11 protein-coding genes are annotated in these 13,346 nt (G+C 33.7%); 3 read left to right on the top strand and 8 right to left on the bottom strand.

Annotated features, from left to right (window positions below):
• Positions 1 to 8: 8 nt before the first annotated feature.
• From OQ292_RS25515 to OQ292_RS25500, 4 genes are all read right to left on the bottom strand, one after another.
• Positions 9 to 518, bottom strand: a complete 510-nt coding sequence (locus OQ292_RS25515) for an ankyrin repeat domain-containing protein (protein WP_284687014.1) — start codon at positions 516 to 518, stop codon at positions 9 to 11.
• Between the two features lie 135 nt (positions 519 to 653).
• On the bottom strand, positions 654 to 1,412 hold the full coding sequence (gene map / locus OQ292_RS25510) for a type I methionyl aminopeptidase (protein WP_284687013.1): 759 nt from the start codon (positions 1,410 to 1,412) through the stop codon (positions 654 to 656).
• A gap of 170 nt (positions 1,413 to 1,582) precedes the next feature.
• On the bottom strand, positions 1,583 to 2,395 hold the full coding sequence (locus tag OQ292_RS25505) for a DUF4198 domain-containing protein (RefSeq protein WP_284687012.1): 813 nt from the start codon (positions 2,393 to 2,395) through the stop codon (positions 1,583 to 1,585).
• A 471-nt stretch (positions 2,396 to 2,866) separates the two neighbouring features.
• Complete coding sequence (locus OQ292_RS25500; protein WP_284687011.1) at positions 2,867 to 3,835, bottom strand: hypothetical protein; 969 nt, start codon at positions 3,833 to 3,835, stop codon at positions 2,867 to 2,869.
• 740 nt (positions 3,836 to 4,575) lie between these two features.
• On the opposite strand from OQ292_RS25500, the gene OQ292_RS25495 reads away from it, so the two are divergent.
• Complete coding sequence (locus OQ292_RS25495; RefSeq protein WP_284687010.1) at positions 4,576 to 5,457, top strand: hypothetical protein; 882 nt, start codon at positions 4,576 to 4,578, stop codon at positions 5,455 to 5,457.
• 54 nt (positions 5,458 to 5,511) lie between these two features.
• On the opposite strand, the gene OQ292_RS25490 is transcribed toward OQ292_RS25495, so the two are convergent.
• Complete coding sequence (locus OQ292_RS25490) at positions 5,512 to 5,760, bottom strand: hypothetical protein (RefSeq protein ID WP_284687009.1); 249 nt, start codon at positions 5,758 to 5,760, stop codon at positions 5,512 to 5,514.
• Positions 5,761 to 5,763: 3 nt separating this feature from the next.
• Positions 5,764 to 6,411: a ParA family protein gene (locus OQ292_RS25485; RefSeq protein ID WP_284687008.1), complete on the bottom strand. Its 648-nt coding sequence runs from the start codon at positions 6,409 to 6,411 to the stop codon at positions 5,764 to 5,766.
• Between the two features lie 793 nt (positions 6,412 to 7,204).
• Between OQ292_RS25485 and OQ292_RS25480 the strand changes: the two genes are divergently transcribed.
• On the top strand, positions 7,205 to 7,657 hold the full coding sequence (locus tag OQ292_RS25480) for a GNAT family N-acetyltransferase (RefSeq protein ID WP_284687007.1): 453 nt from the start codon (positions 7,205 to 7,207) through the stop codon (positions 7,655 to 7,657).
• 11 nt (positions 7,658 to 7,668) lie between these two features.
• Here the strand turns inward: OQ292_RS25480 and OQ292_RS25475 are convergent, their stop codons facing one another.
• The gene (locus tag OQ292_RS25475) at positions 7,669 to 9,042 is read right to left on the bottom strand and encodes an FGGY-family carbohydrate kinase (protein ID WP_284687006.1); all 1,374 of its coding nucleotides are present in this window, start codon (positions 9,040 to 9,042) and stop codon (positions 7,669 to 7,671) included.
• Between the two features lie 235 nt (positions 9,043 to 9,277).
• Positions 9,278 to 9,460: a hypothetical protein gene (locus OQ292_RS25470; protein ID WP_284687005.1), complete on the bottom strand. Its 183-nt coding sequence runs from the start codon at positions 9,458 to 9,460 to the stop codon at positions 9,278 to 9,280.
• A gap of 529 nt (positions 9,461 to 9,989) precedes the next feature.
• Between OQ292_RS25470 and OQ292_RS25465 the strand changes: the two genes are divergently transcribed.
• Positions 9,990 to 13,163: a VPS10 domain-containing protein gene (locus tag OQ292_RS25465; RefSeq protein WP_284687004.1), complete on the top strand. Its 3,174-nt coding sequence runs from the start codon at positions 9,990 to 9,992 to the stop codon at positions 13,161 to 13,163.
• Positions 13,164 to 13,346: the final 183 nt, after the last annotated feature.

Raw genomic sequence — 13,346 nt, 5'->3', positions numbered from 1 at the left:
ATAGATTGTTATTGTAAAGGCAATTTGGTCTCTGTTAAGCCATTTGTTTCTAAATAATCGTACAAATCCTTCGCATTTTCACCACCAACTTTTGCATGGTGCAATAAGGTAAAACCGTGAGCTCCTTTGGCATTTATCAATTGTGGATAAGCTTCTAAGATGGGTTTCACTAGATCAGTTTTGCCTAACATTGTCATTACAAACAAATTGACTCTTGCCCCACTTTCTATTAAATAGTTGGCTATTTCTTTGTTTCCTACATGGCCAGCGCCTTCTATTGCTTCTTCAAAATCACCATTGCCCCAATCGTATCTGCTGTATATTAAAGTAGGATAATCATTAAGCATCTCTTTTACTTTATCTATTTTACCATGACCAGCACCCACAAATTCTTTTACTAATGAAATTTTCAATGGTTCTGGCTCAACAATATTAATTGGATTTGCATAAAAAGATGGAATACCCAAACTCATAATTCCGCCTAGGCTGTTTCGGATAAATGTTTTCCTTTTCATCATAATAGCTTTAATGTATACTTTGAGATGGTTTTGCCTGATAACAGTGTATACTAAAGCTATATATTTCATTACAAAAAATGCATGCCTTTTATATAAAAGGCATGCATACTTTATTATCGGGTAGGTCTATTTAACTCAGATACCGTTCATTTCTGTGAGAATGATTGGTTTATCGTCTGTAACTACAATAGTATGTTCGTGTTGGGCTACAAATCCTCCCTTGTTTCCTACCAATGTCCAACCATCGCGAGTTTTGAGTGCAAAAGTCGATTTTGTTGAAATAAAAGTTTCTATTGCAACAACAGAGTTCTTCTTAAATCTTCTAATATTAAATCTGTCGTAACAATTTAGAATTTCTTCTGGTTCTTCGTGCAGACTCAAGCCTACTCCGTGGCCAGCTAGGTTTCTAATTACTTTATAACCCTTTTTTTTAGCTTCGTCTTCTATCAATTTTCCAATTGAAGATATTCTCACTCCACCTTTAATATTATTGATAGCTTTTGTTAAAATATCTCGCGATGCATTTACCAAATGTTGTTGGTTGTTAATATCCTCTCCTAAAACAAAAGAACAACCATTGTCTGCCCAATAACCATCTAGTTCTGCAGAAACATCAACATTCACTAAATCTCCTTCTTTTAATACTTTAGAAGAATAAGGTATACCATGTGCAATTTCTTCATTAACACTGATGCAAGTAAAACCAGGAAATTTATAGGCTAATTGAGGGGCCGACTGTGCTCCAAACTGTTTCATTATTAAACCTCCGAAATCGTCCAGAGCTTTTGCCGTCATTCCTGGGCTGGCGTATTTAATCATTTCTCGAAGTACAATTCCAACTACTTCGCTTACTTTTTTCATTCCTTCCATCTCAGAAGGTTGTCTTATTGACATAACATTAGATAGTCTTGAGTTTTAAAAATTAATTTTTCGCTAAGTGGATTTGAGTTTATCCCTTTTGTAAAGCGAGTATTTGAAGCAACAAAATTAACAATTTTTTCACCAAAAAAGCTGTATAATTTGACTTATACAGCTCTCAATATATTTTTAAAACCTGTTTCCTTCTATCTAATCTCAAATTTTAATGTCCCCCAGTTAGAAATATAATCCACGTTATCTAGATTACTTTCAACCATATCGATTGTTCGCAAATACCATTTGCCTTTGTGATCAACCTTAATGGTAACTTTTCCATTTGTATCAGTAATTACTGCGCCTTCTTTATCGTCATGAAAATGCCCATGCCCATGTTCTGCTTTTATACTTTTACCAAAATACACTAAATGATTAGCAAATGGTTTTGAGTTTTTCAAAAGAGTAAAAGTAATTTCGTCTCCTTGTTTAGCTAGGTATGGATTCGATTCGGGAACAAACTCTACTGGGTATCCAAAAACTTTCTTATAATGCTTACTTTTTTCGTAAGATACCTGAATTATCGCCTTTACATGCTTGGCATATTTTTCTTTTACAGGTTCATCTTGCAAATTTTTCTCTTTACGAGATTCCAAAATATCAATTACTCCATCGTGTTCCAAATAATCATTAAAATCTGCTCCACTCATTTCAATTATTCTCTCAGAAGTTGAAATACCTGCTACATAAGTACCAGAAGCGCCAGTTTCAAATTTTAGATATGTGGCATCATCATGATCGTACCAATCTTTTTCATCAGGAATAAAATCATAATCATTCCCAACAATCTCTGCATGTATTATTCGGTCTTTGTTCAATGTATTGTCCCGCTCATTATGGGTAAAACTGAAAGGGAAAATCTCACTTTCTTCATAGGTCCCTAAATAATATGCATTGGTTTTAAGAAATAAACCATGAGAACATAAAATTAAAATAGAAGCTAATAAAACCAGAACTTTTTTCATTGTGATGGAGAATGTTTTGTTAATTTACCTATCGCTAGTGGTGTTGTAAATACAATATTACAATTTAATAATATTGTATATCTTATCTTCTTACATCGTCTTATTTTATAAGACAATTACTATGTAATATATGTATCGATGTATTAGCTCAAGAGGTCAGTTTCACATATTCTTACTGTAACTTTCAATAAAATTGAATACTAATTACAAGTGTAAAAGATATAGTAAGAGAGTAAAATAATTAAAAAACGGCTTTAAATGAAAAATGAGCTTTAATATTAATAGTGTAAGTGATTAGCTAATAACTTATTAAGCTCTTTGTACTCCAATAAACGAATATTTTTGCAGGTATTATTAGATTTTGCTAAATGTTATGAAAGCAATTTGTTTGAATAATAAATGTACATACTAAAATAATGAACAAAAAAAAGAGGCTTCCGTAAACCTCTCTATAAACTGTATCTCATTAGATTACTTGTTTAAAGTAATCACATATTTTAATCCTCCGTATTTAGATTTTGCTTCTTCAAATTTTAATATGATGCCCAACTTTAAAGCTGTTTTAAACGCTTTTTCTATTGTCGGCTTAATTCTTTTATGGTGGTTATTCTTTTTATACTTCTCAAGTTTCATTATCTCCACCAACTTATTGTAACCATACTCTATAGTATTGCTTTTTGCGCAATGTAAAGATTGATATAAACATTTTATAAAAAGCTCAATACCTACATTTGGTCTTCCTGGGTTTATTTCTCTTAATCTGTTATTAAGATTTACAGGTAAATTAAAATAAGAATTCTGTTTCTCATTGATATTGAAAAAGATACCAGAAACAGTCATTTTATATAATTGTGTCTTTTTTCTGTTGCTTAAATCATCCCATTGTTCTACTGCGTGAATTTGCAATAGCGGAACAATTGAAATACCTCTTACCTCCTTCTTTCCATCCATATATTGATATGGAATTAAAAATTCTTTTCTATGAAGAGATAACAAAGCTGTATTTATAGAGTCTTTAGATTTTTTGGCAAACTTTCCATGCTTGTTTTTATCCATACCGCTAGCCAAATAAAAAGAAGACAGATCAAACTCAAAATAAGCTTGGTGAGTCTTTTCCATATAAACGAGCTCATTTCTATCATTGGCAGATTGTGCCAGTGATAAAACCGCAGTTAAAACTCTAATTTCTGTTCCGGAAAGTTCTCGACATATTTTATTTTTAATATCCTCACTCAGTTTCGACTCTATTTCAGAAGGAAACTCAACTGCATATTGGTTTTCGTTTTTCTCATTTAGATTTAATACCCTTTCTATGGAATTATTAATGGTAATAGAATACTCTTTTTTAAGAGTCCCATCATCATCAAATAATCGCAATTGCTTTACTTGCTGACCAGTTTCAATTTTGAGTAAGTTATCAGGGTATCTTAATATTTCCATAGTTATTAAATCTTTGTATACAAATTAGCTAAGGTTAATCGATTATTAAAAATTTTTGGCAGTTCTATTTTTTTCAGAATAAAATTTTGAGGGGTATTATGGCTAGTATAGGATTACCTTATGGCTAAAAGGGATACCCTTATGGCTAAAATGGGATTACCTTTTGGCTTATTTATTTGGATTACCTTATGGCTGCTATGGGATATACATATGGCTAGTTTGGGATTACCTTTTGGCTAAAAATAGTTCTCTCAGTTATCCTATTTCGCCATTCCTTTTGTGTCTGCAAATATCAAAATTCTTAAAAATCAGTGAAAATCCATCTTATTCTCTTTTGAGATAACTTATAAAAATAGACCTTTTTGCTAGTTTGGGATACCCTTATGGCTAAATGGGATTACCTTTTGGCTAAATTAATGGATGCCTCTTTTGCTAGAATAGCATACCCTTATGGCTAATAAAGGATTGCCTTATGGCTAAAATTACTTTACCTTATGGCTAAAATGGGATTACCTTATGGCTGTAGGATGTCTCACATTTATTTGAATATCAGTAAGTTACAGTAAGTTTTTGAAGGTGTATAAGTATATATAAATTATAAAATCAATATAATTTATAAGTAAGTACTTCATCTAAAAATGAAGAAGTACTATAAAAAATTACCTTAAAAATATGAAAAAAGCGTTTACCATCTTTACTTTTAACTTATTAAGGTAATAGCAAATTTATAATTAATGATAATGAAAAAGGTATTTACAATCTTCTGTGTTTTTCTTTTTTTTGGCACTTATCTACAAGCACAGCAAACTATTACAGCATCTGGCTATAGTTTTAAAGTTCCTGCTGGTTGGGAGGCATCAACTGCTGAAGGAGCTTATTTTCTTACTTCAGAATTTAATAAAGGGTTTATTATGGTTGGAAATGACGCATTAGCTTCAAAAGATAAAATACGTCAAGATTTACTTACCCCATACAACGATGGTAATGTAATGCTACAAAGTACAGGAGTAATTGATGATTATACTGCTAACATTCTTGGCAGCAAAGTAACAGGTAGCATGCAAGGAGTAAATTGTGAAGCTTATTTGGTAAACATTATAGTTCCGGATGTTACTCTGGTAAATGTAATGGCTATAGTAGAAGCTGAATCTTACAGCGACTTCTATAAGCAAATGGCATTGGAGATATCACAAAGTGTATCTAAAGTTTCTACTTCTAGCACTAACAAGAATGTTTTCTCTGGAAACAGCAATACTAACTCAGGAGGTAACTTGGGTAATGCGGCAAATAAATTTACAGGTCGTAGAATTGCGAGTATTAGCACTAATGGCGAATACGCTAGAGAGAAAGAAGTAATCGACTTTTGCAGCAACGGTACTTTTTCTATTTATAGTTTTAGTGGTTATTCGGTTGGTACAGCAGCAGATATGGGAGAAGCCAATCAAAGTGGCTATTGGAAATTTAATGGCTCAGGTAATTCATATACCCTTACACTTACTACAGCAGATGGCAATACCGGCGATATACCAGTAAAAACTTTTATAGATAAGTACGGTGATGAGATGTTTGCTATTGGAGGTAAGAACTATGGTTATTACGGAGAAGCAAAGAACTGTTATTAAAATATAAAGCTAGAAATAGGGATTTAGGGAAATCCCTATTTCTATTAAAAGCTGCTAAGGATGATTCTCCCTGTAAAAATCCCACATAGCAAAAAATAAATCGTGCATAGACATATCTCTTGCTGCTGCATACATTTTAAATTCCCTGTGCTCGTCAGGGCTTGCTTTAATATTTATATCCTTCATTTTGCCTGAAGCAACCTTATTCAGGTTTTGTGCTGGTGCATAGGTAGTTTCCTCTGTTGCAGTACTTTTCTCCAGTTTTCTATTTCTTTTTTTGGGTTTGAGATTAGATGTAGCCATATGTTAAACATTTTGCATGATGGTTTCAATTCGATTCATTATTGCCTGTGCCACTTCGTCTGCTTTTTGATTGGTAGAAGTATGTGTAGTCTCAGTAGCTGCTTTACCGTCATCACTGGCTCTGCGATAACTGGTCTTTTCTGGCAAGTGTGGCCCTATTACAAATAAGCCTTTATCTTTTATATATTCTGTAGCTTCTTCCAGTTCTGCCTGGCTAGAACCTACATGGTTAAATACCACTACTATTTTTTCTTTAGGAACACCTTTACCTAGTAATTCCTTAGCCAAATCTTTTGTTGGTTCCAGATCATCCAGAGCAACACCAGTTGGCATAATAATGATGTCTGAATGTTTTGCTAAATCAATAGTTTGTTTGGTAGCATGAGGTGCGCCATCAAATACGATTAGATCGTAGTTTGGAGCAAGTTTTAATGCTTTGTCTACAGAACCAAAAAGCTGAACATCAATTACTGGTTCAAGTTGGTCTCTCAACCTTCTTTTGTTCCAGTGCACACAAGTACTTTGCGAAATATCCATATCGGCAATAAGTACCTGAAAATCGTTGACGGCAAACTCTCGGCTAATTAATCTTGAAATGGTTGATTTACCCACTCCACCTTTTTGGCTGGCAACTGATATTATTAAACTCATAAGTTATTTTAAAAATTATGAAATTCCCTATTTAGGGAAAAGTGAATTTAGGGATATGCAAGTATAATTATTCCTGACCTTTTGCCAAAAAAAACTACAAGTTTTGAAAGAACTTCTTAAAAGAAAATTCAAAATCAGATTTTGGATGAACTTTTTGAGCTGAAATGTTAAATTTAAAGAGGAAAAATTTGATGTTTTTAAAAAGTGAATCTCAAAATTCAAGAAAAATTAGGGAAATCCCTAAAAAGGGAAATCTTTAATTTCATAAATCCCTATAAAAATTACCTTAAAATTGTTAATTTAACTATTTTATATAGATGCATGTAGAAATTTTGATGGACATTTTAATAATTGATTCATTTTTTAATAAATATTAGACGTCTAGTTTAATTTTCTTTGTTGAAATTTCTCATTAATCGAAATGAAATCATCAATCCCTTAAAAGGCTTAATATTGATGTTCTTTTTATTGAATTATTCAAATTATATCCCTAATTTCCTAAAGCAAGAAATACATAAATCCCTAAATAGGGAAATATGAAAAAAATTTGAAGTTATATTCCGTTTTTAGTGTAAAAATTTCACCGATTGCTCAAGTAAAAAGTTGAAAATTTCAAAAACTGAATCTTCCATTGATATTTGCTTTCTATTTTTAAGAGATTCTCTACAATTTTCGAATTGGCAAAACCACAAAATTATAATTACTGGCATTAATTATCCCTAAATAGGGAATTAGGGAAATTCAGTTTTTTAGATTAATTTTTTAATTTAGATTTTCAGACAAAATTGTTAGCATGAAATTTCAAAAAGCAAATATTAAAGATTTAGACTCAATAGTAAAACTGTTAGCCGACGATAAATTAGGAAGTCAGAGAGAGTTTTATCAAATTCCATTACCAGATTTTTATGTTGAAGCTTTCGAGAAAATCACTAAAGATGAAAATCAGGAGCTTATCGTCTTAAAAGATGAAGATGAAAAAGTAATTGGCACCATGCAACTTACCTTTATACAATATCTTACTTATAGAGGTGGAGTTAGAATGCAGATTGAAGCAGTTCGAATTGACAAAAAGAATAGGGGAGAAGGCTTAGGTGAAAAAATGTTTATTTGGGCTATAGAAAGGGCTAAAGAAAGAAAAGCACATGTTGTACAATTAACAACAGATAAACAAAGACCAGATGCTTTGAGATTTTATGAAAAGTTAGGATTCAAAGCCAGTCACGAAGGAATGAAACTTCATTTATAACTGGCTTAATTTTATATCTCTGCTTTTGCAAATGGAATTACATGTTCCAGATTACAGATTTTTTGAATGGCAACTTCGTCGATGTTAGAGGTGATTGCCATAGCAGCTCCTGAAGCAGTAGACTCTTTTAACTCTGCAATGTAAATTTCATAGCTTGGTAGTAATGAAGCTAACAACCTTTTATATAAAGTACTTTTAGCAAAACCACCACTTATAATCAACTTATTAATTTTAGAGCTGCCTATTGCCAACTTGATCGATTTGCATTGTAAGGTGATTAAAATAAAAAACAGATGGTGATATGCAGTGCTTAAATTTTTGTATTCTTCAAATTGAAAATCAGGGGTGAGTTTTCCTTCTTGATTAATAGCGTATTTATCGTATTGATAGTTGCCATTCAAAAATGAAGAGATCAAATCAAGATCGGGTTCAATTTGATGGATTTGATAAACTCCGGCCTTAAAATGATTTTCTATCTTTCTACTTAGCGTATCATGCACATGTCCAAGAAAAAGTCTGGATGCTCTTACTGTTTTACCTTTATAGGTAAGAAAGTTGAGACAATCTTTATCCAACATTTCTTCAGTAAGCGGGTCTTTGCTGAAAGGATTTAAAACGATACTCCAAGTGCCAGTAGATATTAAAGCGAATGGTTCCATAACACCTTGTAAATAGGGAATTAGGGAAGCACTACTATCGTGTAAGCCAGCACCAACTTGCAAACCTTGATAATTAGCGGCTGGCAAAGTGTGATCTGAACGAGTAATATCTGGAAACTTTATACTTATACCTTCACCTTCTACCCATTGATGGTAACTATCATTTTCGTAGTTCCACAAAAAAGTATGGCAGCCAATACTGGTTATTTCGGTAAAAGGTTTTTTGCTAAACAAATAACTCATGTATTGCGGTAAATGAAGAGCATATTTTACCTTTTTAAATTTATCTGGTTTTGTATGTTTTAGCCAGTAAAGTTGCAAACCTGAATTTAACATACCCAAAGAAGGAGAGGCTGTTTTTCTGCAAACTTCAACTTTACCACCATAAGTATTATAAAATTGCTGGAGCAATTCTTCGGGCATTGGCTTAAGGTAATTGTAGAGTGGCGTACATGGTTTGCCATTTTCATCCAGATAAACAAAGCTTGCTCCATAAGTAGCGAAGTTCAACTTAGTAATCTGGTATTTATCGTTTTGGTAGTTCTTATTAAAAGTGTCGTAAACCCATTGGGTAATCACTTCGAGGTTATCACATGAGAAACCATCATCGTCTACTGTTTCAGGAACATGTATGCTTTCTTCATGCAGAATTTCAAACTCACTATTAAAAACCAAAAACTTCTTATTGGTTTTACCAATGTCAAAAATGGCTATTGCTTTTTCCATATCTACTGCTCTTTATTTTAACCAAATCTAGAAGTTAAGATTGATTAAACTATGATGCACTGTTCTAAGCTATAAGGCCTTTTTCTTAATCTTTAGATAATCTTTAATTCAAGTAAAGAAAGTCTAATTGTTTGAGGCATTGTTATGAATGATGTGGAAATTAATAAAACAAAAATGGCTTTCTGGTAAATCCAGAAAACCATTACAAAGCCGTTTTCAAATTTGCTTAATGCTATTACTCTACTGAGTCAGTAACAACTTCCATTGCAGTAGAATCCATCATGGTTGAATCCATTGCTGTCATCATAGAATCTGTCTCTTCCATTGCGGCAGAATCAATTTCTACCATAACAGTATCTTCAACTGCTATAGAATCTTCTGCCACTTCTTGACGACTGCCGCCACAAGATGCTAACAAAAATACTATTGACGCTGTAAGGATTAATTCAATAACTCTTTTCATAATTCCAAAAATAAAAATGATTAAAAAACGGGTTAGTTTGAATTATGTATTTGGAGTAAGGTGTATATTACTTAGTAATTAGAAGTAAATAAGTTGATCCTTGTGTGCTGTGGTAATCAATAGTTGATCTGATTTGTATTACAATTTTAATTGACTTTTATTGATAAACAAAAATTTATTTCAATGTTTTTTTATCAAATAATCACTTAAATGTCGATTTTGTTATGAAAAAGACAATTTTTTTGAATTTTATATAGATTCTGTATTAAATTATTGATGCCTTGTTTTTACAAATGGCAGTTTTTTTTGCTAGATGGAAAAATTGGTTAAAGCAAAACTCGAATGTTTTTTCTGAAAATACACATATAAAATGACAACTACTTTTACTTTTTGAGGACTTAATTTTTATCAGCCATAATTTTTTTGGCAACTGCATCTACTTAAGTAACTTAAAGGAACAAATAATAAATTAACTACAACAGGTATGCAAAACAATTACAAAGGAAACGTTGTGAAACTCCTACTCGGAGTTTTAACCTTATTTTTTATGCATCCACTTTTGGCACAGAAGATAGACTCTGAAAAACTAAAAGGGATGAAAGTCCGGAACATTGGCCCAGCTGGAATGAGCGGTAGGGTAACCAGTATAGATGCTGTAACAAGCAATCCGGATATTATATATGTAGGTACTGCTTCTGGTGGTTTATGGAAATCTGAAAGTGGTGGAATAGCATGGAAACCCATCTTCGATCACGAAAAAGCAGCATCAATTGGAGCTGTAGCAATCAATCAGCAAAACCCAGATATAATTTGGGTAGGCACAGGAGAAGGAAACCCAAGAAATAGCCAGTCTAGTGGTTATGGAATTTATAAAAGCCTTGATGCTGGTAAAACTTGGACTTTAATGGGATTGGAAAATACCAGAAATATCCATAAGATCATCATCAATAAAAACAACCCTGATATAGTTTATGCAGGTGTGCAAGGTTCTGCTTGGGGAGCACATCCCGAACGTGGTGTTTTTAAAACCACGGATGGTGGCAAAACTTGGGAAAAGGTATTGTATGTGAATGATAGAACCGGAATCGCCGATATGGTAGTTGATCCACAAAATCCAGATAAGTTGGTAGCTGCACTTTGGGATTTTAAAAGAGATGCCTGGTACTTTAAATCTGGTGGTGAAGGTTCTGGTTTGTATGTTACACTAGATGGTGGTAAAAACTGGGAAAAACAAACCTCTGAAGATGGCATGCCAGAAGGTGAACTTGGAAGAATGGGATTGGCAATTGCCCCAAGTAATCCGAACATTATTTATGTATTGGTAGAAGCGAAAAAGAATGCTTTGTATAAGTCAGAAGATGGTGGAGTTACATGGAAAATGGTAAGCGACAAAGATGTAGGAAACCGCCCTTTCTATTATTCAGATTTATATGTTGACCCTAAAAATGAAAATAGACTATATAATGTATATGGGATTGTAAAAGTGAGTGAAGATGGGGGCAAGACTTTTAGCGATTTGCTAGCTTGGCATAATAAACCAACAGATATACATGTAGACCACCATGCTTGGTATATCCACCCAGAAAATCCTGCATTTATGATGGATGGCAACGATGGAGGTATGGCAATTACCAGAGATCATGGGAAAAACTGGCGATTTGTTGAGAACCTTCCAGTTGGTCAGTTTTATCACATCAATGTAGATAATGAAATTCCTTATAATGTTTATGGTGGAATGCAAGATAATGGAAGTTGGAGAGGTCCGGGCTATGTTTGGCGAAAGGGCGGAATTAAAAACGAATATTTCGAAGAGGTTTCTTTCGGAGATGGTTTCGATGTAGTGCCAGACCCAGAAGATAGCCGATATGGCTATACCATGTGGCAAGGTGGTAATTTACTCCGCTACGATTTTGAAACTGGTCAGCAAGATTACATGAAGCCGCTGCATCCAAACGAAGACGAGTTAAGGTATAACTGGAACACAGGAATTGCACTTGATCCATTAAAACCTGGAACTGTTTATTATGGTAGCCAGTATCTTTTCAAAAGCACAGACAAAGGTTATACATGGGAAGTGATTTCACCAGACTTAACTACCAATGACCCAGAAAAAGCCAAATTACAAAAAGAAACTGGTGGTTTAACTTATGATGTTACCAATGCAGAAAACTTTATGACCATTATCTCCATTGCACCAAGTCCGGTACAAGAAGGAGTAATTTGGGCTGGAACTGACGATGGTAATTTACAGGTGACTCAAGATGGTGGAAAAAATTGGGTGAATGTTATCGGGAATATCAAAGAAGTGCCGAAAGGTAGTTGGATTACACAGATAAGAGCTTCTAACCAAAATGCCGGAGAAGCCTTTGTAGTCATCAACAATTATCGCCGCAACGACTGGACTCCTTGGGTATATCAAACAACAGATTATGGCAAAAGCTGGAAAAGATTAGTAGATGAAAATGATGTTTGGGGATACTGCCTCAGTTTTATTCAAGATGCCGAAGAGCCAAAATTGATGTTTTTAGGTACTGAGTTCGGTTTGTACTATAGCATTGATGCAGGAGAAAACTGGAATAAGTGGGGCAAAGACTATCCTACAGTTTCAACTATGGATTTGGCGATTCAACCTAGAGAGCAAGATTTAGTTATTGGCACATTTGGTCGTGCAGTGTGGGTGTTAGACGATATTAGACCTTTAAGAGCTTTGGCTAGTGAGGGCAAGGAGTTACTAAGTGAAAAAGTAAAAGTTTACCCAGCACCAGATGCTTATTTAGCATACGAAAGAGAAGCTTTAGGAGCACACTTTGGTGGAGCTTCAAACTTTGCTGGTGACAATAGAGACATGGGAGCAATGATCACTTTTTCTCTAAGTGAGCTAAAAATGAAAGAAGGAAAAGACAAAGCACCAGAAAAAGATTCGGTTGATGTAGAAATTTTAAATGCATCTGGTAAAGTGATTAGAAACCTGAAAGTTGAAGCCAAAACCGGAATCAATAGGTTTACATGGAGTCTTGATCAAAAAGGAGTTAGAAACCCGGGAACCAAAAAGAATGAAAATGCACCTGAACCAAGTGGATTACCAGTATTACCGGGAACTTATACTGTAAAAGTAAAATACAATGATGCTGCCAGTGAAACTACTGTAAAAGTTTTACCAGACCCTCGATACGATATACCAGCAGCAGAGCTAGCTGCCAGAAACGATGCTTCGGAGAAGGTGATGAAATACATTGAAATAGCAACAGAAGCGGCTGATCATTTAAGAGAAGCGAAAGCAGACATCAGTTTTGTTAAAAAGCAGTACAAAGATGTAAAAAGTGCTAAAGCTGTGTTGGATAACGGGGATGAGTTAAAGAAAAAGATTGACGAATTGCTCAAAACCATTATCGGAGATCAAGATGCTAAAGGGATTGTTTACAGTGCAGATTTATTGAGTAGCAAACTTTCTAGAGCGATGACTTACCTTACTGGCAACAAAGGAAAACTCAACAAAACTGAGTTAATGGCCATAGAAAAAGCAGAAGCAGCACTCAAAACTACTTTAGAACCTATCAATACTTTCTTTAAAGATGAGTGGAATGCTTATCAAAATGAAGTGGATAGTGTAGAAGTTCCTCTTATAAAAAAATACGACACCATAGATGTAGGGCAATAAATTCTAAAAATTTATATATATTGCTTTACAAGCTAAAATCACAGAAAATGTTGGCTAGACTTCATTTTCTGTGGTTTTAATTCCATCAGACTTACCTTCCAAAAACGACCTGTTAACTATCGATTTTCAGAATTTGATTGCTGAATGGTTCAACCCTGCCATTTATTCTATCTGAGAATCCAT

The sequence above is a fragment of the Chondrinema litorale genome (assembly GCF_026250525.1).
Lineage (GTDB): Bacteria > Bacteroidota > Bacteroidia > Cytophagales > Flammeovirgaceae > Chondrinema > Chondrinema litorale.
Note: the sequence above shows the minus strand (reverse complement) of the source record. Positions and strands in the feature narration are given on the sequence as shown.